At 70.6% G+C, this 22,654-nt stretch carries 21 protein-coding genes and 2 tRNA genes; 13 read left to right on the top strand and 10 right to left on the bottom strand.

Translation table 11 applies throughout. The features are described 5' to 3' along the window. Positions 1–69: 69 nt before the first annotated feature. The 3 genes from OHT01_RS14490 to OHT01_RS14480 are packed head-to-tail and all read left to right on the top strand — an operon-like array spanning position 70 to position 3,159. Complete coding sequence (locus OHT01_RS14490) at positions 70–1,695, top strand: TerD family protein (RefSeq protein ID WP_328553561.1); 1,626 nt, start codon at positions 70–72, stop codon at positions 1,693–1,695. Positions 1,696–1,706: 11 nt separating this feature from the next. Continuing rightward, the gene (locus OHT01_RS14485; protein ID WP_328553560.1) at positions 1,707–2,387 is read left to right on the top strand and encodes an AIM24 family protein; all 681 of its coding nucleotides are present in this window, start codon (positions 1,707–1,709) and stop codon (positions 2,385–2,387) included. Positions 2,388–2,403: 16 nt separating this feature from the next. Beyond that, complete coding sequence (locus OHT01_RS14480; RefSeq protein ID WP_328553559.1) at positions 2,404–3,159, top strand: AIM24 family protein; 756 nt, start codon at positions 2,404–2,406, stop codon at positions 3,157–3,159. Positions 3,160–3,285: 126 nt separating this feature from the next. On the opposite strand, the gene OHT01_RS14475 is transcribed toward OHT01_RS14480, so the two are convergent. Together OHT01_RS14475 and OHT01_RS14470 are read right to left on the bottom strand one after the other, a co-directional pair. Beyond that, positions 3,286–3,807, bottom strand: a complete 522-nt coding sequence (locus OHT01_RS14475; protein ID WP_328553558.1) for an NUDIX hydrolase — start codon at positions 3,805–3,807, stop codon at positions 3,286–3,288. After that, a complete protein-coding gene (locus tag OHT01_RS14470) occupies positions 3,804–5,261 on the bottom strand; it encodes a zinc-dependent metalloprotease (RefSeq protein WP_328553557.1) in 1,458 nt (485 codons plus the stop codon). The genes OHT01_RS14475 and OHT01_RS14470 overlap by 4 nt, the downstream gene beginning before the upstream one ends. Positions 5,262–5,451: 190 nt before the next feature. Here OHT01_RS14470 and OHT01_RS14465 point away from each other — a divergent pair, with 190 nt between their 5' ends. From OHT01_RS14465 to OHT01_RS14450, 4 genes are all read left to right on the top strand, one after another. After that, the gene (locus OHT01_RS14465; protein ID WP_328553556.1) at positions 5,452–6,567 is read left to right on the top strand and encodes an SDR family oxidoreductase; all 1,116 of its coding nucleotides are present in this window, start codon (positions 5,452–5,454) and stop codon (positions 6,565–6,567) included. A 129-nt stretch (positions 6,568–6,696) separates the two neighbouring features. Next, positions 6,697–7,158 carry a molybdenum cofactor biosynthesis protein MoaE gene (locus OHT01_RS14460; protein ID WP_328553555.1) on the top strand — a complete coding sequence of 154 codons (462 nt, stop codon included), beginning with the start codon at positions 6,697–6,699 and terminating at the stop codon, positions 7,156–7,158. 95 nt (positions 7,159–7,253) lie between these two features. Beyond that, complete coding sequence (locus OHT01_RS14455) at positions 7,254–7,493, top strand: hypothetical protein (RefSeq protein ID WP_328553554.1); 240 nt, start codon at positions 7,254–7,256, stop codon at positions 7,491–7,493. 105 nt (positions 7,494–7,598) lie between these two features. Beyond that, positions 7,599–8,696 (top strand): YlbL family protein, encoded by a 1,098-nt coding sequence (locus tag OHT01_RS14450; protein WP_328553553.1) that lies wholly within the window; start codon positions 7,599–7,601, stop codon positions 8,694–8,696. A 126-nt stretch (positions 8,697–8,822) separates the two neighbouring features. Here the strand turns inward: OHT01_RS14450 and OHT01_RS14445 are convergent, their stop codons facing one another. After that, positions 8,823–9,365, bottom strand: coding sequence for a PPA1309 family protein (locus tag OHT01_RS14445; protein WP_328553552.1), 543 nt, complete (start codon positions 9,363–9,365; stop codon positions 8,823–8,825). Positions 9,366–9,528: 163 nt separating this feature from the next. Between OHT01_RS14445 and OHT01_RS14440 the strand changes: the two genes are divergently transcribed. From OHT01_RS14440 to OHT01_RS14425, 4 genes are all read left to right on the top strand, one after another. Further along, positions 9,529–12,501, top strand: coding sequence for a UPF0182 family membrane protein (locus tag OHT01_RS14440; protein ID WP_328558120.1), 2,973 nt, complete (start codon positions 9,529–9,531; stop codon positions 12,499–12,501). A gap of 43 nt (positions 12,502–12,544) precedes the next feature. Next, a tRNA-Met gene (locus OHT01_RS14435) sits at positions 12,545–12,618 on the top strand. Between the two features lie 229 nt (positions 12,619–12,847). Continuing rightward, on the top strand, positions 12,848–14,698 hold the full coding sequence (locus OHT01_RS14430; protein ID WP_328553551.1) for a tetratricopeptide repeat protein: 1,851 nt from the start codon (positions 12,848–12,850) through the stop codon (positions 14,696–14,698). A gap of 127 nt (positions 14,699–14,825) precedes the next feature. Beyond that, positions 14,826–14,899: transfer RNA gene (locus tag OHT01_RS14425), tRNA-Met, on the top strand. Positions 14,900–15,116: 217 nt separating this feature from the next. On the opposite strand, the gene OHT01_RS14420 is transcribed toward OHT01_RS14425, so the two are convergent. The 3 genes from OHT01_RS14420 to hisN all read right to left on the bottom strand — a co-directional run bounded on the left by OHT01_RS14420 (position 15,117) and on the right by hisN (position 17,144). Continuing rightward, positions 15,117–15,539: a Fur family transcriptional regulator gene (locus OHT01_RS14420; RefSeq protein ID WP_328553550.1), complete on the bottom strand. Its 423-nt coding sequence runs from the start codon at positions 15,537–15,539 to the stop codon at positions 15,117–15,119. A 205-nt stretch (positions 15,540–15,744) separates the two neighbouring features. After that, positions 15,745–16,137 (bottom strand): CBS domain-containing protein, encoded by a 393-nt coding sequence (locus OHT01_RS14415; protein WP_328553549.1) that lies wholly within the window; start codon positions 16,135–16,137, stop codon positions 15,745–15,747. A gap of 206 nt (positions 16,138–16,343) precedes the next feature. Then, a complete protein-coding gene (gene hisN, locus OHT01_RS14410) occupies positions 16,344–17,144 on the bottom strand; it encodes a histidinol-phosphatase (protein ID WP_328553548.1) in 801 nt (266 codons plus the stop codon). Positions 17,145–17,369: 225 nt separating this feature from the next. On the opposite strand from hisN, the gene OHT01_RS14405 reads away from it, so the two are divergent. Next, a complete protein-coding gene (locus OHT01_RS14405; protein WP_328553547.1) occupies positions 17,370–17,978 on the top strand; it encodes a TetR/AcrR family transcriptional regulator in 609 nt (202 codons plus the stop codon). Between the two features lie 92 nt (positions 17,979–18,070). Here OHT01_RS14405 and OHT01_RS14400 read toward each other — a convergent pair whose 3' ends face one another. The 4 genes from OHT01_RS14400 to OHT01_RS14385 form a co-directional block, all read right to left on the bottom strand. Continuing rightward, positions 18,071–18,394: a DMT family transporter gene (locus OHT01_RS14400; RefSeq protein ID WP_328553546.1), complete on the bottom strand. Its 324-nt coding sequence runs from the start codon at positions 18,392–18,394 to the stop codon at positions 18,071–18,073. Between the two features lie 124 nt (positions 18,395–18,518). Continuing rightward, entirely contained in the window at positions 18,519–19,532 is a 1,014-nt protein-coding gene (gene rsgA / locus OHT01_RS14395) for a ribosome small subunit-dependent GTPase A (RefSeq protein WP_261707996.1), read from the bottom strand. Between the two features lie 16 nt (positions 19,533–19,548). Beyond that, positions 19,549–20,889: a 3-phosphoshikimate 1-carboxyvinyltransferase gene (gene aroA, locus OHT01_RS14390; protein ID WP_328553545.1), complete on the bottom strand. Its 1,341-nt coding sequence runs from the start codon at positions 20,887–20,889 to the stop codon at positions 19,549–19,551. A gap of 148 nt (positions 20,890–21,037) precedes the next feature. After that, a complete protein-coding gene (locus OHT01_RS14385) occupies positions 21,038–21,769 on the bottom strand; it encodes a M50 family metallopeptidase (RefSeq protein ID WP_328553544.1) in 732 nt (243 codons plus the stop codon). 50 nt (positions 21,770–21,819) lie between these two features. On the opposite strand from OHT01_RS14385, the gene OHT01_RS14380 reads away from it, so the two are divergent. After that, positions 21,820–22,635 carry an SOS response-associated peptidase gene (locus tag OHT01_RS14380; protein ID WP_328553543.1) on the top strand — a complete coding sequence of 272 codons (816 nt, stop codon included), beginning with the start codon at positions 21,820–21,822 and terminating at the stop codon, positions 22,633–22,635. Positions 22,636–22,654: the final 19 nt, after the last annotated feature.

Raw genomic sequence — 22,654 nt, 5'->3', positions numbered from 1 at the left:
CCACTTCCGGACTTTGCCGTTAGCCTGACGCGACGCACTCGCATTCGGGATGGGGGACGGTCGTTACGCATGGCCAGGGAATTCCAACGCGGCCACAAGGCCAAGATCAGTGACCTCACCGCGGGCACCGATCTGTACGTAGGTGTGCAGATCACCGGCCCCGGACTCACCTTCGACATCAGCTGCTTCGGTCTGGACGCCGAGGAACGGCTGTCGGACGACCGGTACTTCGTCTTCTTCAATCAGCCGAAGTCCCCCGAGGAGTCCATTCAGCTGCTCGGCGCGCAATCGGGCGACACGGAGTCCTTCCGGGTCACCCTCGACCGGATCCCGGCGCAGATCCAGAAGCTGGCCTTCACGGCGACGATCGACGGCGCCGGACAGATGTCGCAGATAGCCCCTGGATACCTGCGCGTCGTCGCGGGCGGCGAGGAGGTGGCCCGGTACGCGTTCAGCGGTTCCGAGTTCTCCACCGAACGTGCCGTGATGCTGGGCGACTTCTACCTCAAGGACGTATGGCGGTTCGCCGCCGTGGGGCAGGGCTTCGACGGCGGCCTCGACGCACTCCTGAAGAACTTCGGCGGCGAGGTCGCCGAAGAGGCGCCCGCAGACCCGCAGCCGCAGTCCGGCGCCGCCCCGTCCTTCGCCCCGCCCACGTTCGGCGCGCCGGCGGCGCCCGCCCCGCAGGGCTTCGCGCCGCCCCCCGGTGCCACGCCGCACGCTCCGACGCCCGTGCCCTCCGTGCACGCCGCGCCCACTCTCGTGGGTCCGTTGCACATCCCGCCGGGCGGCACCGTTCCGCCGCCGGGCCCCGCGCCGTACGGGCAGCCGCCCGGCCCGCCCGGTCCGCCCCCCGGATACGGCCAGCAGTCACCGCCCGCTCCTCCCGGTTACGGCCAGCAGCCTCCGACGGCACCCCCCGGATACGGTCAGCAGCCGCAGTTCGGCCAGATCCCGGGCCAGGCACCCGCGCCGTACCCGGGTCAGCCCGCCCCTTCCCCGTACGGCGCGCCCCAGGGCGCCCCGCAGGGTGGGGCCGGTGTGTCCGCCGCGCTGGGAGCCTTCAAGGAGACGCCCACGGGCCAGCGGTGGACTCCGCAGAACAAGAAGCTCATCCGCGTCGATCTCGGCATCGGCGGTCAGCCCGTGCTGGCCCGCCAGGGCAGCATGGTGCTGTACCAGGGCAAGGTCGACTTCAGCTACAAGGGCGCCGGGTTCGCCGGCCGGCTCGTGGGCAGCGCCACCGGCCAGGAGATGCAGCTGATGCGCTGCACCGGTCAGGGCCAGGTGTTCTTCGCCGAGAACGCCACCCATGTGCACCCGATCGAGCTCCAGGGGGACGCGATCTGTGTCTCCGCGGAGAGCGTCCTCGCCTTCGACGAGTCCCTTCAGTACGAGGTCCGTCGCATCGAGGGACACGGCATCCCCGGGGGCGCCCTGTTCACCATGCAGTTCCAGGGGACGGGCACCATCGTCGTCAAGACGCACGGCGCCCCTGTCGTCCTGCCGGTGACGCCCACGACGTTCGCCGACTGCAACGCCGTCGTCGCCTGGTCCGCGGCCGCTCAGGTGATCGTCTCCAGTCAGGTGAGGATGCGCCGGAACGCCTACGCCGGCGACACCGGCGAGAGCGTGAACCTCCAGTTCCGCGCCGCGCCAGGCAATTTCGTCGTCGTCCAGCCGTACGAGGTCTGAGGGAGCCCGACATGAACCAGCCACTCGCGGGCTTTGCCCCGGCACCCGTCACCGCGCGCATGGAGAACCACGGCAGTCACATGCTGAAGGTCGCCATGCAGACCGGAAGCGACCTCCTCGCGCGCGTGGGGTCGATGGTCGCCTACGAAGGGTTCGTCCAGTACGAGCCCAACCCGCCCGCCGTACGCCAGATCGCACGCGACTGGATGACCGGCGAGGGCGCGCCCCTCATGAAGTGCTCCGGCGACGGCCTGCTCTATCTCGCCGACTACGGGGCGAACGTCGTCGTCATCAACCTCAACGGGGACGCGATCTCCGTCAACGCGACGAACCTGCTCGCCTTCGACGCCCATCTCACCTGGGGTGTCGAGCGGGTGAAGGGGCTCGCCAAGTTCGCCGGACAGGGTCTGTGGAACACCAAGATCTCCGGTCAGGGCTGGGTCGCGCTGACCTCTCGGGGCACCCCGATCGTCGTCGACTGCGGCGGTGGTGAGGACGAGACGTACGTCGACCCGGACGCGCTCGTCGCCTGGTCCCCGAACCTCAAGGTGAAGGGCAAGCGCAGCTTCAAGGCGCAGTCGCTGATCGGACGCGGCAGCGGCGAGGCGTTCCAGATGGCGTTCTCCGGACAGGGCATCGTCGTCGTCCAGCCCAGCGAGGACAGCACCGACCGCCTCCGAGTCCGGGGCTGAGGGGGAGCAGGACATCATGCAGAGCCCGCTTTTCGGCTACAACGAGCAGCAGACCCAGGACCGCTACAGCCTGCAGAACGAGCAGATGCTGCGCGTCGTCCTGGAGGGCCACGACGACATCCTCGCCCGCAAGGGCACCATGGTCGCGTACCAGGGTCTCGTCGAGTTCGACGCCGAGTACCAGAACACCAGCCAGCACCGCGCGCGTGCGTACACCGGTGAGGGACTCGACCTGATGCGCTGCCACGGGCAGGGCACGGTCTACCTCGCCAACCTCGGCCAGCACGTCCACGTCCTCGACGTGGACCAGGACGGTCTCACCGTCGACAGCAGCTACGTGCTGGCGATGGACTCCGGGCTGCACCACGAGGTCATCGCCGTGGACAGCCAGTACGGCATCTCCGGCTCGGGCAAGTACCAGCTCAACATCACGGGGCGCGGCAAGGTCGCGCTGGTGACCTCCGGGGCGCCGCTGATGATGCAGGTCACCCCGGACCGGTACGTCAACTGCGATGCCGACGCGATCGTCGCGTGGTCCACCGGCCTGCGCGTACAGATGCAGGCCCAGACCCACTCCTCCGGAGTGTGGCGGCGCCGCGGCAACACCGGCGAGGGCTGGGAGCTCAGCTTCATGGGCAGCGGTTACGCGCTCGTGCAGCCCAGTGAACTGCTGCCGCCGCAGAACGCGGCGATCGGCCAGGGGTTGCGCGCCCAGTACGGCATGGGACAGCAGGGCGTGCACGCGCAGAACCAGGGCAACGCCTGGAGCTGACCGTCGGGCCGTTCGCCGTTCGCGAAGTGACGGTCCAGTGAGTACGGGTAAGGGGCGACCGCCCATGGCGGTCGCCCCTTACCCGTACTGGTCCCCGCGGTGACCCGTCCGGCGTGCCCGCCGCGGTCACACCCGGGCGCGGGCCCCTTTCAGGAGACGGACGACCGAGGCGTCGGCCACGTCGGCGACCTCGTCGTACGCGAACCAGCGCAGGTCGAGGGACTCGTCGCTGATGTCCTCGACGGCATCGGCCGGGGCGAGGGCCGCGTACTGGACGTCCAGATGCCAGTTGCACGGCGCCGGGATGGCGTGCCGGTCCAGCGTCACGGGGCCGCCCGGCAGCAGGGTCAGCCCCTGGATACCCGACTCCTCGGCCGCCTCGCGCAGAGCCGCCTCGGCCAGGGTCGGGTCGCCGGGCTCGCAGTGACCGCCCATCTGGAGCCACATCCGCAGCTTGCGGTGCAGCGTCAGCAGGACGCGGCCCCGTCGCGGGTCGATCACCAGCGCGCTCGCCGTGACGTGCCCGGCGTGGCACGCCTTCCACATCCCGTCCGGATGCTCGGACAGGTGGTCGAGATAGACCTGGCGCAGCTCTTCCTGGCCCTCGTGGCCCTTCAGTACGAGGACCGCGTCGTCGTACAGGCTCACTCGGTGCCGTCGCCCGTGCCGCTGTCCGTGCCCTTGCCGTCGCCCGGGTCGGATTCTCCGGTGTCGTCCTTCTTCAGGTTCGGCTTCTCGGCGGAACCGCTCGCGGCCTCACCGAGCATCTTGTCGAGCTCGGAGAAGTCCATGTGCTCGCGGTGCACGAAGCCGTCCGGGTCGTCCAGGTCGGTCGCCGTCGGCAGCATGTCCGGGTGGGCCCACAGACCGTCCCGGCCGTCCACACCGCGCGCGTCGGTGAGCGAGGCCCACAGCCGCGAGGCGTCGCGCAGCCGGCGCGGGCGCAGTTCCAGACCGATCAGCGTGGCGAACGTCTGCTCGGCGGGACCGCCCGTCGCGCGGCGGCGGCGCAGCGTCTCGCGCAGCGCGTCGGCCGAGGACAGACGCGGCTTGGCCGCGGAGTGGACGACCGCGTCCACCCAGCCCTCGACCAGCGCGAGCGCCGTCTCCAGGCGGGCCAGCGCGGCCTTCTGCTCGGGCGTGTCCTCAGGCTGGAACATGCCCTGCTGGAGCGCCTGCTGAAGCTCCTCCGGGTTCTGCGGGTCGAACTGGCCGACCACGTCCTCCAGTTTCGCGGTGTCGACCTTGATCCCGCGCGCGTACCCCTCGACTGCGCCGAACAGGTGCGAGCGCAGCCACGGCACGTGCGCGAAGAGGCGCTGATGGGCGGCCTCGCGCAGGGCGAGATAGAGCCGCACCTCTTCCTGGGGGACGCTCAGGTCCTTGCCGAACGACTCGATGTTCAGCGGCAGCAGCGCGGCCTTGCCGACCGGGCCGAGCGGCAGACCGATGTCGGTCGAGCCGACGACCTCGCCCGCGAGCACGCCCACGGCCTGCCCGATCTGCGTACCGAACATGGCTCCGCCCATGGAGCGCATCATGCCGATCAGCGGGCCCGCCATGGCCTGCATCTCCTCGGGCAGCACGTCGCCCATGGCCGCGCCGACCCGCTCGGCGACGGGGTCGACGAGCTCCTTCCACACGGGCAGGGTCGCCTCGACCCACTCCGCGCGGCTCCACGCGAGCGCGGAGGTGGCACCGGACGGCAGGGACGTCGCGTCGTCCAGCCAGTGATCGGCCAGACGGACGGCCTCCTCGACCGCGAGACGCTCGGCGGGGCCGACGCTCGCGTCCTTGGTGCCGTCAGAGGTGCCCTGGGCGACCGTCTGCCGGGCGATCTGCTTGGCCATGTCCCAATTCACCGGACCACCCTCGTACGAGAGCATCTGGCCCAGTTGCTGGAACGCGGCGCCCAGGTCATTGGGGTTCATCGAACCGAACATGGCTGCGAGCGGATTGTCGGCTCCGGGGCCACCGGCTCCGGGCAGCCCGAAACCGAACGGTCCCTGACCACCGCCGCTCTCCTGGTCCTTCTTCTTGCCCTCGTCGCCGTTCTCCGGCTCCTCCGGCGGAAGGCCGAATCCGAATGGGGTGTCACTCACGGGATTCCTCGGCTGGTAAGGCCGCCGGTTCGTTCCGACGGCGGCTGCCCACAACACCACCCAGCGTAGACACCTGAACCCGATCGGGCCTCGGTGCTTCGCCGACTCGTCGCCTGCGGCAGGATGGATGCCACCTGGTAGGGGCGCGTCACACGCGTCCATTACTGAAGACAACCGCTGGAGACGCCCGGTGAGTTCCCCAGATCCGCAGGTTCGCGCAGCGCGAAACCACTCAACCAGCCCAGCCTCGCGCGGCCCCGTCGTCGCGGTCACCGGCGCCGCGGCCGGTGTGGGCGCGCTGCTCACCGAGCGGCTGGCCGCCAGCGAGGAGATCAGGCAGGTCGTCGCCATCGACGAGCGGCGCGGCGAGTGCGTCGACGCCCAGTGGCACATCCTCGACGTCCGGGACCCGGCGATCGCCGAGAAGCTGCGCGGCGCGGACGTCGTGGTGCATCTGGCGCTCGACCTCGATCTGGAGACGGACGCGGCGGCCCGGACGGCGTACAACGTCCGGGGGACGCAGACCGTGCTCACCGCCGCGGCGGCGGCCGGGGTCCACCGGGTCGTGCTGTGCACCTCGGCCATGGTCTACGGGGCGCTGCCCGACAACGAGCTGCCTCTCTCGGAGGACGCGGAACTGCGGGCCACGGCCGAGGCGACGGGCGTCGGTGACCTCCTGGAGATCGAGCGGCTCGCGCGCCGCGCGCCGCGGGCGCACCCTGGACTGAACGTGACCGTCGTGCGGCCCGGCGTGCTCGTCGGAGGCGGTACGGACACCGCGCTGACCAGGTACTTCGAGTCTCCTCGGCTGCTGGTCGTGGCGGGGTCGAAGCCCGCCTGGCAGTTCTGCCACATCGAGGATCTGTGCAGCGCGCTGGAGTACGCGGTCGTCGAGAAGGTCGAGGGCGAACTGGCCGTCGGGTGCGACGGGTGGCTGGAGCAGGAGCAGGTGGAGGAGCTGAGCGGGATCCGGCGGATGGAACTGCCGTCCGCGGTCGCGCTGGGCGCCGCCGCCCGGCTCCACCGGATCGGGCTGACGCCCTCGCCCGCCGGGGACCTCGCCTACACGATGTACCCCTGGGTGGTGAGCGGGAGCCGCCTGCACGACGCCGGATGGCGGCCGCGCTGGACCAACGAGGAGGTCCTGGCGGAGCTGCTGGAGGAGGTCGCCGGGCGTCACACGGTGGCCGGACGGCGGCTGGGACGCAAGGACGCGACCGCGGCGGGCGCGGCGGGCGCGACCGTGGCCCTCCTGGGCGCGGCAGCGGTGGTGCGGCGTGCGCGAAAGGCCCGGCGCAGGATCTGACACCGGGCCGGCGTGGTGCCCGTGCCCGGGCGCTGCCCGCACCTTCTGGAGGAGGCTCCAAGCGGTACGCGCGCGTGCCGGGTGAAAGCCGTATTCCACGGTGTCGGCGGGGTGCGGCACGATGGAGGCATGGCACCTACCTATGACCACCCCGGCGAGCGGGCCGCGCAGGATCCGATCCGGCTGCTCGCGATCCGTGACGAGCCGCTCTCCCTGGACGAGGTCTTCAAGGCCGTCGGGGACGACGCCGCCGGGGGGACCGCGTTGTTCGTGGGGACGGTGCGCAATCACGACGGGGGTGCCGATGTCGACGAGCTGGCGTACTCGTCCCACCCCACCGCGGAAGCGGAGATGCGCCGGGTCGCGGAGAAGGTGGCCGCCGCCTATCCGGTGCGGGCGCTGGCCGCCGTCCACCGGGTGGGCGACCTGCGCGTCGGGGACCTGGCCGTCGTCGTCGCCGTGTCGTGCCCGCACCGGAGCGAGGCCTTCGAGGCCTGCCGCATGCTCATCGACGACCTCAAGCACGAGGTGCCGATCTGGAAGCAGCAAAGGTTCTCCGACGGCTCACAGGAGTGGGTCGGGGCCTGCTGAGACCGGCGCGATTCTCCGCTGCCGAGGACTGACCGACTTCTCACCCGCCGTCCGGTTGCGTAACCGGGGCCCTGCCGTGAGCGTTAACACTGCGGATGGTTAATCTGCTGATCAGTCAGTTGCGGTCGCTCTGGGGTTGGGAGGTCGACATGGCGGCGCTTGCCTGGTTGCTGATTCCGTTGATGGCAGCGATCGGTGCCGGATTGTGGGGCAGTTGGGCCGGCCGGAATCGCAAGGCAGCGGGAGACGGTGTCGAGCTCGCCGGCTACACGCGCTTCCGTGAGGCCATGGAGCGGGCCGACGTCCGGGAGAAGTCCACCTCCGACGCGGTGTGAGATTCCTTCGGGAAGAGCAGGCGTGCCCTTCGGGCGGGCTCGGGCGCCACCACGTACGGACGGCCCCGACGGTGCGCTTACAGCACCGTCCCGTACTGTCGTTCCATGCCACGCCGCACCGCGACGATGCTCGCCTCCACTCTGATCCTGATCGCGCTCCTGTGCGCGGGAGTGTTCATCAAAGTGCCGTACTCGGAGATGTCACCGGGTCCCACGGTGAACACACTGGGTGACCACGACGGTGAGCCGGTGCTGCAGATCTCCGGGCGCAAGACGTATCCGACGACCGGGAACCTGAACATGACCACGGTCCGGGTCACCAGCGCCGACTACAACATGAACCTCGTCGAGGCCGTGTACGGATGGCTGGCGCACGACAGCAAGATCGTGCCGCACGACACGCTCTACCCGGACGGCAAGACCGAGCAGCAGTCGACGCAGGAGAACGCCGAGGAGTTCAGCCAGTCCCAGGAGAGCGCCAAGGTGTCCGCCCTGAAGGAGCTGGGCATCCCGGTGAAGTCCTGGGTGATCGTCTCCACGGTCGTCAAGGACTCCCCGGCCCAGGGACGGCTGCACGCCGGTGACGTCATCAAGGCCGTCGACGGTACGGCCGTGAAGGCGCCCGACGACGTCGCGAAGCTGGTCACCAAGCACAAGCCCGGCCAGAAGGTCGTCTTCAGGATCGTGCCCGCCAAGGAGCAGGCCGCCGCCGAGAAGGAGCACACGACGGCGACCGCGACCAAGGACGTGACGCTCACCACGGCCAAGTCCGACGACAGCGGCACCGATCGCGCCATCGTCGGGATCTCGGCCGGGACCGACCACACGTTCCCGTTCACCATCGACATCAAGCTCGCGGACGTCGGCGGTCCGAGCGCGGGTCTGATGTTCTCGCTCGGCATCGTGGACAAGCTCACTCCGGGGAACCTCACCGGAGGCAAGTTCGTGGCGGGCACCGGCACCATCGACGACGACGGCAAGGTCGGCCCGATCGGCGGCATCGACATGAAGACCGTCGGCGCTCGCGACAAGGGCGCCCAGTACTTCCTGACGCCCAAGGACAACTGCGCCGCCGCCGCCAAGGACACCCCCGACGGACTCACGCTCGTCAAGGTCAACACCATCGACGACGCGATGAAGGCTCTCAAGGACATCAGCGCGGGCCGGACCTCCGACCTGCCGAAGTGCACCACCAAGGGCTGACGGACACCGCTCGCCCGGGCACGTCGGCGCGGCACGCGCGCGGGCACCCTGGCAGACAAGCACGCTCACGTGGACGGGGTGCCCCTCGAACCGAGGGGCGCCCCGTCCACGTCGTCCGTGCGCGGATCAGTCCGCGAACGTCGCCGACAGGGCCTCCGCGAGGCCCGGCACCAGGCCCGCCCCCGTGAGCACTTCCGTCGCCGCGTCCTTCTCACGCAGCCGCAGTGCCGAGTCGCGGGTGCCGTCGCGCAGCACGCCGACCGTCATGCGGACCTCCTGGCGGTCCGGGTGCGCGGCGACCCACTGGGTGAGCTTCTTGCCGCTGAGACCCTCCGGGACCGAGGCCTCCGCCGACGGCGGCAGCATCAGCCGCTCCACGGTGAGCGCGCAGCCGACGACGGCGTCCGGCCAGGCGATGGTGCCGAGGAAATCGTCCAGCGGCTTGCCGGCCGGGATCTCGTCCTGCTCGATGGGGGTGAGACCGATGGTCTGCTGTTCGTTCTCCAGGCCGAGCTGTGCGGCGAGGCCGGGCTCCTGGGCCCGCAGTCTTGCGGTGTCTACGAGGGCGAAGAGGCGAGCGGGCTGGTCCCAGCCGAGGCCGGAGGCGTACTCGTCGATCTCGAGTACGGCCCGGGTGAGCGGGCTCGCTGCCATGGGAGTGTTGGACATGGTCACAATCCTGCCTCGTTCGTGACCGGAATCGGGAACCGAGTAAAGCGTGAGTAAGTTGCATAGATGAGGCTCCTCGATCACGGAGCCTTACGGACGGCCCACCGACACGGGGGCCTGACGGATCAACAGCGACTTCGAGGTGCGCACCTTGGCTTTCCAGATGCCGGACCGTGGCGGAGGCCCGACGGGGTCACGGATCAGAGTGGGCCGGCCGTCCCGGCGCGTCCGGACCCTGCTCATGACACTGGGCGTGCTGGCCGTGCTGGCCATGGCCTTCGTCATGTTCGCGGGGTTCTGGACGGACTGGCTCTGGTACCGCTCGGTCCACTACTCGTCGGTCTTCACCACCATGCTGTGGACCAAGATCGGGCTCTTCTTCGTCTTCGGTCTGCTGATGGCGGCCGCGGTGGGCTTCAACATCTGGCTGGCCCACCGGCTGCGTCCGCCGCTCAGCGCCATGTCGATGGAACAGCAGAGCCTGGACCGGTACCGCATGGGCATCGCGCCCTACAAGCGGTGGCTGCTGCTCGCGGTCACCTCCCTCGTGGGGCTGATCGCCGGAGCGTCCGCCTCGGGCCAGTGGCGCACCTGGCTGATGTGGGTGAACGGAGTGCCCTTCCACCAGAAGGACCCCCAGTTCCACCTCGACGTCTCGTTCTACGCGTTCGACCTGCCCTGGTACCGCTTCCTGCTCGGCTTCGGCTTCGCCGCCGCCGTGCTCTCGCTGATCGCCGCCGCGCTCACGCACTATCTGTACGGCGGCCTGCGGATCACCAGCCCGGGAGCGCGCGCGACAGCCGCGGCCACCGGGCATCTCTCGGTGCTCCTCGGCGTCTTCGTCGCACTGAAGGCGGTCGCCTACTGGCTCGACCGGTACGGGCTCGCGGTCAAGTCCAGTGACTTCAAGGCGACCGGCAACTGGACGGGCCTGAGGTACGTCGACGCGAACGCCTATCTGCCCGCCAAGACGATCCTGTTCTGCATCGCCGTCATCTGCGCGCTGCTCTTCTTCGCGACGCTGTGGCGGCGCACCTGGCAGCTTCCCGTGATCGGCTTCGGCCTGATGGTGCTCTCGGCGATCCTGATCGGCGGCCTCTACCCGGCGATCGTCCAGAAGTTCCAGGTCGAGCCGAACGAGCAGGCCAAGGAAGCGCCGTACGTCGAGAAGAACCTCAAAGCGACGCGCGAGGCGTACGGGATCGACGGCACCGTTGTGCAGGACTACCCGGGGTCGAGCGACACCAAGGACAAGTCCAAGCTCCGTGACGACGCCGACACCATCGCGAGCATCCGGCTGATGGACCCGAACATCGTGTCGCCGACCTTCCAGCAGCTCCAGCAGGTGCGGAACTACTACGGCTTCCCGTCGAACCTGGACGTCGACCGGTACAGCAAGGACGGCAAGGAACAGGACACGGTCCTCGGTCTGCGTGAGCTGAACCTCGCCGGCATCCCGAAGAACAACTGGATCAACGACCACTTCCGGTACACCCACGGATACGGCGTCGTCGCGGCCAAGGGCACCACGGCCGACCAGGGCCGCCCGGTCTTCACCGAGTACAACCTGCCGTCCAAGGGCGACCTGGGCGCGTACCAGCAGCAGATCTACTACGGCGAGAAGACCACCCAGTACTCGATCGTCGGCGGTCCCCAGAAGGAGATCGACTACTCCGACGACAGCGGTGAGAAGACCACCAGCTACCAGGGCAAGAGCGGCGTCAGCCTCGCGAGCCCCGTCAACAGGGCCGCGTACGCGGTGGCGTTCGGCGAGCCGCAGATCATGTACTCGGGCGCGATCGGCGAGGGTTCGAGGATTCTCTACAACCGCACGCCCAAGGAACGGGTCGAGGCGGTGGCTCCCTGGCTGACCATCGACGGTGACGCCTACCCGGCGGTCGTCGACGGGAAGATCCAGTGGATCGTCGACGCGTACACCACCACCAACGGCTATCCGTACGCGTCGCGCACCACGCTCGGCGACACCACGGCGGACTCGCTGACGGCGGCCAACAACCAGCGCGCGGTGGTGGCCCAGCAGAACCAGGTCAACTACATCCGCAACTCGGTGAAGGCGACCGTCGACGCGTACACCGGCGCCGTGAAGCTCTACCAGTGGGACACCGAGGACCCGGTCCTGAAGACCTGGATGAAGGCGTTCCCCGGCACGGTGCAGCCGGAGAAGTCGATCTCGCCGGAGCTGATGGCTCATCTGCGGTATCCGCAGGACCTGTTCAAGGTCCAGCGCGAACTGCTCACCCGCTACCACGTGAAGGACGCCCAGACGTTCCTGAGCGGCAGCGAGGTGTGGCAGGTCCCGGACGACCCGACCAACAAGTCGGGCAGCGCGGTACCGCCGTACTACCTGAGCATGAAACTCCCGGGGCAGACGTCGCAGGCGTTCTCGCTGACGACGACGATGACACCGAACGGCCGGGACAACCTGAGCGCGTTCGTCTCGGTCAACGCCGAGGCGGGGACGCCCGGTTACGGCAAGATCAGTGTTCTGAAACTGCCGACCGGCAGAACGGTCGACGGACCCAAGCGGGTGCAGAGCCAGTTCAACTCCGAGCCGTCCATCGCCGAGTCCATCAGGCTCCTCAAGGGCGGCGACTCGGAGGTCGAGTACGGCAACCTGCTGACCGTGCCGCTCGACGGCGGACTGCTCTATGCCGAACCGGTCTACGTCCGCGGCGGCGATCTCAAGTACCCGCTGCTGCGCAAGGTGTTGGTGACCTACGGCGGCAACACCGCCTTCGAGGACACGCTGGGCCAGGCGCTCAACAAGGTCTTCGGGGCGGAGAGTTCGACCACGCCACCGGACCAGAGCACCACGAACCCGCCCACGTCGAGCAACCCGACGGTCCAGGCCGCGCTCGGCGACGCCCAGAAGGCCTTCGACCAAGGGCAGGAAGCCCTCAAGAAGGGTGACTGGAAGGCGTACGGCGAGGCGCAGAAGAATCTTGAGGACGCGCTGAAGCGGGCCGAGGACGCGCAGGCCAAGGCGGACAAGACCGGCGGCAGCTCCGGCGCCGGAAAGACGGCCGACAAGGGCGGCGACAAGAGCGCCGCCCCGAGTCCCAGCAGTAGCCCGAGCAGCAGTCCGACCAGCGAAAAGAGCCCCGGAAGCGGCTGATCGGAAGCCCACCCCGCGCCGTGGTACGGTTGCAACACAACGGCGCGGGGTGGAGCAGCTCGGTAGCTCGCTGGGCTCATAACCCAGAGGTCGCAGGTTCAAATCCTGTCCCCGCTACTGAAATCGAAGGCCCGGATCCAGTTCATGGATCCGGGCCTTCGGCGTGTGTGGCGCCACGCCGGGACGCCCCCGGTGACCTGGCGACTCGTGTGAAGTGCCGCGACATGCGGGGGGAGTTGGGCGTTCTGTGTTTGACTTGTCTCTCTGTGGGCATGTCGACAAAACGCTGAAGTGACCTAACTGGCTGCGGTATACCAGGTGTACCCAGTTTGCAGGTGGTGCGACGATGGACGTTATGGGGGACAAGGCAACTCTGTTGGATACAGGGCGGTTTGCGCGGCCTGCGGACTTTGCGCGGCCTGCGGATCTCACGCAGCCTTCCGACCGGGACGAAACTGGTGAGGCTGCCGAGGAGGCGCGCCAGTGGTCGGCCGCCGAAGCCGGCGACGTCGAGGCGATGAGCGTCCTCGGGGCCATGCTGCTGCGCCGCGGCGATCTCGCCGCGGCCGAGCCCCAGTTGCGCGCGGCCACCGCCGCGGGCGACCGCGCCGCCGCCAACAATCTGGGTGTCCTCCTGTACCAGCGCGGATACGCCGACGAGGCCGCCGGATGGTGGCGGATCGCCGCCGTCGCAGGCAGCGCCGCCGCCGCGCACGCGCTCGGCCGGCACCACCGTGAGCGCGGCGACGAGCCGGCCGCCGAGTACTGGCTGCGCCAGTCCGCCGAGCAGGGCCACGCGCTGGGCGCGTACGCCCTCGCCGATCTGCTGGAGCACCGCAGCGATGTCGGCGCCGAGCAGTGGATGCGGGCCGCCGCCGAGCGCGGGCACCGCGAGGCCGCCTACCGGCTGGCGCGGACACTGGACCGCAAGGCCCTGGACTCGGGCGAGGCCGTGGGCGACAACGGTGTCATCGGTGCCGCGGGGCAGGCCGCCGAGCAGTGGTACCGGCAGGCCGCCGCGCGCGGGCACCGCAGGGCCGCGCTGCACCTCGGGGCGATCCTGGAGAAGCGGGGCGATCTCAAGGAGGCCGGGCGCTGGTATCTGACGTCCGCGAAGGACGGTGAGGCGCGGGCCGCGTGCGCCCTCGGCTTCCTCCTGCGCGATGCCGGGGACCCCGAGAGCGCCGCCGTCTGGTGGCTGCGGGCCGCACAGGACGGGGACGGGAACGCCGCCAACGCGCTGGGCGCCCAGCACGCCGAGCGCGGTGAGACACAGACCGCCGAGCGGTGGTACCGGGCCGCGATGGACGCGGGCGATGTGAACGGCGCGTACAACCTCGGACTGCTCTGCGCCGAGCAGGGACGGACCGCGCAGGCCGAGCAGTGGTACCGCAGGGCCGCCTACGCCGGTCATCGCGAGGCCGCGAACGCGCTGGCGATCCTGCTGCTCCAGGTCGGCGACGCGGCCGGAGCCGAGCCGTGGTTCTCCAAGGCCGCGGAGGCCGGAAGCGTGGACGCCGCGTTCAACCTCGGCATCCTGCACGCCGGACGCGCCACCGGGAACGATGACGCCGCCGCGCTGCGGTGGTACGAGCGCGCGGCCGCCGCCGGGCACACGGAGGCGGCGCTCCAGGTGGGCATCGCACGGCTGCGGGAGGGCGACGAGCCGGCCGCCGAGCGGCATCTGCGGTGCGCGGCCGGAGGGGGCAGCGCCGAGGCCGCCTACCGGCTCGCCGCCGTGCTCGACGCCCGGCGGCCGCCGGCGCCCGCGCACGAGCTCGGCGAGCCCACGCAGGAGAAGAGCGAGTGCGAGGAGTGGTACGAGCGGGCGGCGTCCCAGGGGCACCGGCGCGCGCAGGTGCGGGTCGGGATGCTGGCCGCGGCGCGGGGTGACGTGGTGGAGGCGGCCCGCTGGTACCGCGAGGCCGCCGAGGCCGGCTCGCGCAACGGCGCGTTCAATCTCGGGCTGCTGCTGGCCCGCGAGGGGAGCGAGCCGGAGGCGGCGCTGTGGTGGACCCGCGCGGCCGACGCGGGACACGGGCGGGCGGCGCTCCGGCTGGCGCTCGTGTACGCGCGGCGCGGAGAGCTGGCCGAGGGGCAGCAGTGGGCCGACCGGGCCGTGTCGCTGGGGCCGGCGGAGGTCTCCGAGCGGGCGGCGCGGCTGCGGGACGCCCTGCGCGAGGAACTGTCCGCGTGAGGAGCCGTGCCCGTGAGGAGCCGGCCGCGTGAGGGGCGGCCCGCTCCCGACTCGGCCGGCCCGCCCGGAGCGCTGGATCAAGGGATTTGCGCGGGCCACGGAGTTGACGTACTGTTCAGTTCATCGACGCGGGGTGGAGCAGCTCGGTAGCTCGCTGGGCTCATAACCCAGAGGTCGCAGGTTCAAATCCTGTCCCCGCTACTGAAGGCCGAGGGCCGGAATCCGAAAGGGTTCCGGCCCTCGGTCGTTCCCGAATCCGGGTCCGAGAACGCTGCTGCGAACAGCGAACAGCGAACAGCGAACAGCGAACAGCGAACAGCGAACAGCGAACAGGCGAGTGGTGTGCGGAAGGCCCCGGCGCGCGTCGCGTGCCGGGGCCTTCGTGTACGTGCTTCTACGGCGGTTTGGCGGCGGCCTGCTAGGCCTGTACGACCGCGCAGTTCGGGCAGACGCCCCGGTAGGTCACCTCGACGTCCGAGACCGTGAAGCCGAAGCGCTCCGAGTCGGGGAGGTCGGTGAGCGGGTTGCCGAGCGGGTGGACGTCGCGGATCGCGCCGCAGCGGGCGCAGACCAGGTGGTGGTGCGGCCGGTGCGCGTTCGGGTCGTACCGCTTGGCGCGCTTGTCCGTGGCGACTTCCAGCACCTCGCCGAGCGAGACCAGTTCACCCAGGGTGTTGTAGACGGTCGCCCGGGAGATCTCGGGCAGCTTGGCCACGGCTCGGGCGTGCACCTCGTCGGCCGTCAGATGGACGTGGTCGCCGTCGAGGACCTCGGCCACGACGCGTCGCTGTGCGGTCAGCCGCCAGCCACGTCCGCGCAGTCGTTCCAACAGGTCACTCATACAGGTCAGCGTAACAGCCACTGGACCAGTTTCCGAATGGGTGTGACTTTAGAAGACGCCTCGGTTTAGACATCATCTACGACGGGATCGGATGCGGTACTGGCCGAAGGGCCGGCCCGGTCCGGAGTGGACCGGGGTGGACCGGGGTGGACCGGGTGGCCGAAGCCCCCGGGGATGCCCCTGGGAACTCCGGCCACCCGTTCGCTCAGGCAGGTACGCGGTGCCGCACGGGTGCCCAGCAGCGGATGATGTCGCGGACCGAGACGATGCCGACCGGGCCGTTGCCGTCGAGCACGATCAGGTGCCGGAAGCCGCCGTGCGACATCGCGGAGGCGGCCTCCTCCAAGGTCCAGGTGGGTGCCGCGAAGACGACGTCGGTGGTGGTGTGGGTGCAGGCGGTCTCGTGGTCCGGGTTCTGGCCGAGGGCGAGGGAGTTGAGGATGTCGCGTTCGGTGAGGATGCCGAGGCCGGAGGAGTCCTCGTCGAGGACCACCGCCGCGCCGACGTGGCGCGCGGACATCAGGCGGGCCGCCTGCCGGAGGGTGTGTGCCGGGCCGATGGTGAGGACCACCGTGCTCATGGCGTCGCGGACGAGCATGGGCTGGAGCCACCTCCTTGGTGAGCCGCGGGCCTCCCGGCTCCAGGAGGAGCGCAAAGAGAAGCGGTTCACAAGTTCACAAGTGGGGGAGCTCTCAGAGTCGCAGTTAAAGGGAGGGTCAACAAGGGGGCGCGTGCGGCGAGTTCGGGGGCGCCCGGGGGTTGCTCAGCAGCCCCGGACCGGCCGGGGCTGCTCAGGAATCGCTCTCAGTAACGCTGATTGAGGTAGCCCAGCATCTCGTCGTGGAGGAGGCCGTTCGACGCGGCCGCGTTGCCGCTGTGCGGGCCGGGGCGCCCGTCGAGGCCGGTGAAGGAGCCGCCCGCCTCGGTCACGATGATCGCGTTCGCCGCCATGTCCCAGAGCGACAGCTCGGGTTCGGCGCAGATGTCCACCGAGCCCTCGGCGACCATCATGTACGGCCAGAAGTCGCCGTACCCGCGGGTGCGCCAGACCGCCTTCGTGAGGTCGAGGAAACCGTCGAGGCGGCCCTGGTCCTCCCAGCCGGACAGCGAGGAGTACGCGAAGGACGCGTCGGTCATCCGCGAGACGCTGGAGACCCGCAGCCGGGTCGCCGAGGACAGGCTGCGGCCGCTGAAGGCGCCGTGGCCCTTCGCCGCCCACCAGCGACGGGCGAGCGCGGGGGCGGAGACGACGCCGACGACCGGCTGGTAGCCGCCCTCGCCCATCTCCATCAGGGAGATGAGGGTGGCCCAGACGGGCACACCGCGGACGTAGTTCTTGGTGCCGTCGATCGGGTCGATGACCCAGCGGCGCGGGCCCGTGCCCTCGATGCCGTACTCCTCGCCGAGGATCGCGTCGCGCGGCCTGGCCCGCTGGAGGTGGCCGCGGATGAGTTCCTCGGCGGCCTTGTCCGCCTCGCTCACCGGCGTCATGTCCGGCTTGGTCTCGACCTTCAGGTCGAGCGCCTTGAACCGGTCCATCGTCGCGGCGTCGGCGGCGTCCGCCAGGACATGGGCGAGGCGCAGGTCATCGCGATAGTCGGGCATGGGTGAACCGTATCTGCCCGCGTCCGGACGGGGCTACACAGGACCGCGGATCATCACCGGGCCGACCGCCCTGACCCGTCCGGACGGGCACGGTCGTGGGGGCGCGTACCCGAGTACGGGGTGCGTACGGCTCCGGGGGTGCTCCCGGTGGGGTCGCCGCGACCCCTTGACAGTGCTTCCGTACGCGTCAAATCTGGCTGGAGAGCCGCTCGCCCCAGGGAGGCGATGATGCCCGCAGCGCGAGAATCCCTCTTGGACGCCGCCTATACGGCGTTGGCGCGCCGAGCGTGGTCCGCGGTCCGGATGGTCGACGTGGCCGCCGTCGCCGGGGTGTCACGCCAGACGCTCTACAACGAGTTCGGGAGCAAGGAAGGGCTCGCGCGTGCCCTCGTACGGCGGGAGGCCGACGCCTATCTCGCCGGTGTCGACCGGGCGCTGGCCGCTCACACGGACGTCCGGGACCGGCTGGCCGCGGCGGCCGAGTGGACCGCCTCGGCGGCGCGGAGCAACGCGCTGGTGCGGGCGATGCTGACCGGATGCTGGAGCGAGCGGCTGCCCTCGCCCGCGCCGGCCGCCGTGCCCTCCTCGGCCGTGGTGCCCGCGCAGCGGCGGGCCGACGGGCCGTTGCCCTCACCCGCCGACTTCGTGGTGCTGGTCCGCGACCGCTCGGTCGCCGCGCTCGCCCTGTCCAGGGCGGACACCCCCGAGGCCACCCGGGCGTGCGAACTGGTGGTCCGGCTCGCGCTGTCGTGGGTCGTCGCGCCGCCCGCGCGGGGTGGCGTCACCGAACTCGTCAGGGCGGCGCTGGCACCGTCCCAACGGCTCGGCGTCTGAGAAGGGACCCCGGGCGCGTACACGGCAGGGCTCCCGGCGCGTACGGACCAGGGCTCCGGGGCGTGTACGCGGCAGCGCTCCGGGGCGTGTCCCTACTGTGCGGACCCCGACAGTTGGAGCCCGATGACGCCGATGATGACGAGGCTGATCGAGACGATCTTCAGGATGGAGACCAGGTCGTCGAGGAAGATCATGCCGTAGATGGCGGTGCCCGCCGCGCCGATGCCGGTCCACACCGCGTAGGCCGGACCGACATCGAGCTTTCTCAGGGAGAGGGTCAGCAGACCGAAGCTGCCGAGGGCGAAGACGCAGAAGGCGACGGTGGGCCAGAGTCTGGTGAAGCCGTGCGAGAGCTTCAGGCAGACCGCGAAGCCGGTTTCGAGCAGTCCCGCCACAACGACCAGCAGCCACGCCATGTCTTGTCCTCCCACATCCGCACGTCGACTGCTTCGGCCGGCCCGGATCCGGTTCGGTGCGATTATGCATTCACCGACCCGCAGAAGCCCTTACCGACGGCGGGCGCACGCAAACACGGGGGCGTCAGTCGCCCTCGCGGCGCTCGCGCGTGGCCAGCAGCCTGCGCAGCGAGTACAGCCGCTGCGGGTCCGCGTGGCCGTCGGCCACCCACTGGTCGAGCGCGCAGTCCGGTTCGTCGTGGCTGCACGCGCGGGGGCAGCCCTCGGTGCCGGGCTGGAGATCCGGGAAGGCGTTGATGACCCGGGACGGGTCGACGTGGTTCAGGCCGAAGGAACGGACGCCCGGGGTGTCGACGAGCCAGCCTCCGGCGCTGCCTGCCAGCGGCAGGGCCAGCGCCGAGGTGGTCGTGTGACGGCCGCGGCCCGTGACCGCGTTGACGTGTCCGGTCGTCCGGCGCTGCTCGGGCGGCACGAGCGCGTTCACCAGGGTCGTCTTGCCGACACCCGAGTGGCCGACGAACGCCGTGATCCTGCCGTCCAGTTGCTCGCGCACCCGGTCTGCGACGGCCTCGCTCCGCAGTTCCTCGCGGCTGGTCACCACATAGGGGATGTCCAACGCGCCGTACAGCTCCAGGAACTTGTCCGGCGGAGCCAGGTCCGACTTCGTGAGCACGAGGAGCGGGGTCAGACCGCCGTCGAAGGCCGCCACCAGACAGCGGTCGATCAGACGGGGCCGCGGTTCGGGGTCGGCGAGGGCGGTGACGATGGCGAGCTGGTCGGCGTTGGCGACGACCACGCGCTCGTAGGGATCGTCGTCGTCGGCCGTGCGGCGCAGCACCGAACCGCGCGGCTCGATGCGGACGATGCGGGCGAGGGTGTCCTTCTCGCCGGACAGATCGCCGACGATGGCGACCCGGTCGCCGACGACGGCGGCCTTGCGGCCCAGTTCGCGGGCCTTCATCGCCATGACGACGCGGTCCTCGACGAGGCAGGTCAGCCGGCCGCGGTCGACCGTGAGGACCATGCCGGAGACGGCTTCCTCGTGCTTGGGGCGGATGTTCGTACGCGGACGGTTGCCCTTGCGGTTCGGGCGCTGGCGGATGTCGTCCTCGTCGGTGTTCTTGCCGTATCGGCGCATGATCCAGGTCCGCCCGTCAGTTCCCGAGCATCCCGGTCCACAGGTCGGGGAAGTCGGGCAGGGTCTTCGCCGTCGTCGCCACGTTCTCGATCTGGACGCCCTCCACCGCCAGCCCGAGGATCGCGCCGGCCGTCGCCATGCGGTGGTCGTCGTACGTGTGGAAGATGCCGCCGTGCAGCCGGCGCGGCCGGATGTGCAGGCCGTCGGCGGTCTCGGTGACATCGCCGCCGAGTTCGTTGATCTCCTTGGTGAGCGCGGCCAGCCGGTCCGTCTCGTGCAGCCGCAGATGCGCCACACCCCGGAGCGTGGAGGGAGAGTCGGCGAGCGCCGCGACCGCCGCGATGCCCGGGGTCAGCTCACCGACCTCGCCCAGGTCCACATCGATACCGTGGATGGCACCCGAACCGGTGAACTCCAGGCCGCCCTCGGTCAGTTCGCAGGAACCGCCCATCTCGGTGAAGATCTCCCGCAGCCGGTCACCGGGCTGGGTGGTGCGCGCCGGCCAGTCGGGGATCACGACCGTGCCGCCGGTCACCAGCGCCGCCGCCAGGAACGGCTGGGCGTTCGACAGGTCCGGCTCGATGATCAGGTCCCGGCCGAGCAGCGCGCCCGGTGTCACCCGCCAGACGTTCGGTTCGCCGCCCGACTCCGGGGTGTCCACCTGCGCGCCGACCGCGCGCAGCATGTCCACGGTCATCCGGATGTGCGGCATGGACGGCAGCGTCGAGCCGGTGTGCCGGACCTCGACGCCCTGGTTGAAGCGCGGGGCGGAGAGCAGCAGGGCGGACACGAACTGGGAGGACGACGACGCGTCGATCTCCACCGGGCCGCCGTCCAGGGCGCCGCCGCCGTGCACGGTCAGCGGCAGCGCGCCGCGGGCGTCGTCGTCGATCCGGGCGCCGAGCAGCCGCAGCGCGTCGATCACGCCGTGCAGCGGACGCTCGTACGACCGCGGGTCGCCGTCGAAGCGGATGGGGCCGTCGGCGAGCGCGGCGACCGGGGGCAGGAAGCGCATCACGGTGCCGGCGTTGCCGACGTCGACCGTGGCCGGGCCGCGCAGGCCGGAGGGGATGACCCGCCAGGCCTCGCCGGAGGCGTCCGGGCCCCCCGCGACCGTGGAACTGGAGGCGACCGTCTCCTCGATGCCGACACCCATCGCGCGGAGCGCGCCGGCCATCAGCAGGGTGTCGCGGGAACGCAGCGGGCGGCGCAGCCAGCCCGGCTCGGAGGCCAGCGCGGCCAGTACGAGAGCGCGGTTGGTGACCGACTTGGACCCCGGCACGTGAACCGTCGCGTCGACGGCTCCGCTTGCGTGCGGGGCTGGCCAGAGGGCGGTGTGGGCGGGGTTCACGGTCATGCGCCCCACTTTAGTGGCAGGGCGCCGGACGGCCGCGGGTCCGTCACCGCCGGTGGCGTCCGGGCCGGGGAGCCGGGCGCCGGGTGCCCCGGGGGCCGGCCGGACGGTCGCGACGCAGGTCAGGGGCCCTCCGGACGGTGCCCGCTGCTCACAGCCCCAGCAACCAGCGCCCGCCGCCCATCAGCGAGCACAGCGACACGGCGTGGAAGAGGAACAGCCACAGCCCGGCCGGGACGTGCGTCAGCCGCGACAACTGGTCCGCGTCCGAGTCGCCCGCGCCGCCCCGCGTCCGCTTTGCCTGGAGTTCGAAGGCCGGGCGGACACCGCCGAGGAGGAGGAACCACACCACGGCGTACGCGAACGCGGCCTGCACCTGGGGTCCGGCGAGCCAGGACACCAGGAGGAAGGTGCCGCCGGTGAGGATCACGGTCAGCGCGCCGTACGCGTTGCGGATCATCACCAGCATGGCTATCAGCAGGGCCGTGGCCGCCCACAGCAGCAGGGTGATGTGCCCGGCGCCGAGCAGCGCCGCGCCGCCCAGGCCGAGCAGCGGGGGAGCCGTGTAACCCGCCGCCGCCGTCAGGATCATGCCGAGGCCGGTCGGCTTGCCGCGACTGACGGTGAGACCGCTGGTGTCGGAGTGCAGCCGGATGCCGCTGAGGCTGCGCCCGGTGAGCAGCGCGATCAGGCCGTGGCCGCCCTCGTGCGCGATGGTGATGGCGTTGCGGGAGAGGCGCCAGACCCCGTGCGGGACGATCGCCGCGAGGGCCGCGACCATGGTGGCGATCACCACCCACAGGTCGGGGTCCGGCTGCGTGCCGAACACCTGGTCCCACAGGGAGGTGAGCGAGGCCAGCGAGGTGGATGCGGTGCTGTCCATTGTCGGCGGTGGCTCCCTTGAGTGACGCGGAATCTGGCAGTGTTGCACGTATGTGCGGACGGTATGCAGCCAGTCGTGGACCCGAGGATCTCGCAGGAATCTTTGAGGTCGAGAAGAGGGATCCCGAGGAGACCCTGGCGCCCGACTACAACGTGGCCCCGACCAAGGAGGTCTACGTCGTCCTCGACCGCCCTGTGAAGGACGCCGACAGTCCGAGGCCGGTTCGCCAGCTCCGCAGACTCAAGTGGGGACTCGTCCCGTCCTGGGCCAAGACGCCCGAGGGCGCCGCCCGGATGATCAACGCGCGCGCGGAGACGGTGCACGAGAAGCCCTCGTACCGCCGCGCCTTCGCCGCCCGGCGCTGCATCGTCCCCGCCGACGGCTACTACGAGTGGGTCACCGGAACGGCCGAACGCGATCTGGAGGTCGAGGGAAAGAAGAAGCGGCCGCGCAAGCAGCCGTACTTCGTGACTCCGGCGGACGGCTCGGTCTTCGCGATGGCGGGCCTGTACGAGTTCTGGCGGGACCGGACGCTGCCGGACGATCATCCGCTGGCCTGGTGGGTGACCTGCTCGGTCATCACGACCGAGGCGGAGACGGCGCCGCTCGCGATGGCTCCCGCCGAGGGCCCGCACGCGCTGGCCGACATTCACCCCCGGATGCCCCTGATGCTCACCCCCGACCGCTGGGACGGCTGGCTCGACCCGTCCCGCACGGACCCGGACGAACTCCGTGACCTCCTCGCGCCCCCGCCGACCGGACTCATGCGCGCCTACCCCGTCTCCACCATGGTCAGCAACGTCCGCAACAACGGACCGGAGCTGCTGAAGGAGCTGGAGGGGCCCGAGGAGGGCACACTCTTCTGATGTGACCGGGACCAGCGAC

It is taken from the genome of Streptomyces sp. NBC_00358, assembly GCF_036099295.1.
GTDB lineage: Bacteria > Actinomycetota > Actinomycetes > Streptomycetales > Streptomycetaceae > Streptomyces.
This window is presented reverse-complemented; position numbering and strand designations above follow the sequence as displayed.

What these genes read in the sequence shown, in the direction of transcription:
- OHT01_RS14485 (WP_328553560.1), top strand. Translation starts at nt 1,707, where the DNA reads ATGAACCAGCCACTCGCGGGCTTTGCCCCGGCACCCGTCACCGCGCGC.
- OHT01_RS14445 (WP_328553552.1), bottom strand. Translation starts at nt 9,365, where the DNA reads ATGTCCAACACTCCCATGGCAGCGAGCCCGCTCACCCGGGCCGTACTC.
- OHT01_RS14385 (WP_328553544.1), bottom strand. Translation starts at nt 21,769, where the DNA reads ATGGACAGCACCGCATCCACCTCGCTGGCCTCGCTCACCTCCCTGTGG.
- OHT01_RS14400 (WP_328553546.1), bottom strand. Translation starts at nt 18,394, where the DNA reads ATGGCGTGGCTGCTGGTCGTTGTGGCGGGACTGCTCGAAACCGGCTTC.
- OHT01_RS14405 (WP_328553547.1), top strand. Translation starts at nt 17,370, where the DNA reads ATGATGCCCGCAGCGCGAGAATCCCTCTTGGACGCCGCCTATACGGCG.
- rsgA (WP_261707996.1), bottom strand. Translation starts at nt 19,532, where the DNA reads ATGCGCCGATACGGCAAGAACACCGACGAGGACGACATCCGCCAGCGC.
- OHT01_RS14420 (WP_328553550.1), bottom strand. Translation starts at nt 15,539, where the DNA reads ATGAGTGACCTGTTGGAACGACTGCGCGGACGTGGCTGGCGGCTGACC.
- OHT01_RS14480 (WP_328553559.1), top strand. Translation starts at nt 2,404, where the DNA reads ATGCAGAGCCCGCTTTTCGGCTACAACGAGCAGCAGACCCAGGACCGC.
- aroA (WP_328553545.1), bottom strand. Translation starts at nt 20,889, where the DNA reads ATGACCGTGAACCCCGCCCACACCGCCCTCTGGCCAGCCCCGCACGCA.
- OHT01_RS14415 (WP_328553549.1), bottom strand. Translation starts at nt 16,137, where the DNA reads ATGCTCGTCCGCGACGCCATGAGCACGGTGGTCCTCACCATCGGCCCG.
- OHT01_RS14460 (WP_328553555.1), top strand. Translation starts at nt 6,697, where the DNA reads ATGGCACCTACCTATGACCACCCCGGCGAGCGGGCCGCGCAGGATCCG.
- OHT01_RS14440 (WP_328558120.1), top strand. Translation starts at nt 9,529, where the DNA reads ATGCCGGACCGTGGCGGAGGCCCGACGGGGTCACGGATCAGAGTGGGC.
- OHT01_RS14450 (WP_328553553.1), top strand. Translation starts at nt 7,599, where the DNA reads ATGCCACGCCGCACCGCGACGATGCTCGCCTCCACTCTGATCCTGATC.
- OHT01_RS14490 (WP_328553561.1), top strand. Translation starts at nt 70, where the DNA reads ATGGCCAGGGAATTCCAACGCGGCCACAAGGCCAAGATCAGTGACCTC.
- OHT01_RS14430 (WP_328553551.1), top strand. Translation starts at nt 12,848, where the DNA reads ATGGACGTTATGGGGGACAAGGCAACTCTGTTGGATACAGGGCGGTTT.
- hisN (WP_328553548.1), bottom strand. Translation starts at nt 17,144, where the DNA reads ATGCCCGACTATCGCGATGACCTGCGCCTCGCCCATGTCCTGGCGGAC.
- OHT01_RS14380 (WP_328553543.1), top strand. Translation starts at nt 21,820, where the DNA reads ATGTGCGGACGGTATGCAGCCAGTCGTGGACCCGAGGATCTCGCAGGA.
- OHT01_RS14455 (WP_328553554.1), top strand. Translation starts at nt 7,254, where the DNA reads ATGGTTAATCTGCTGATCAGTCAGTTGCGGTCGCTCTGGGGTTGGGAG.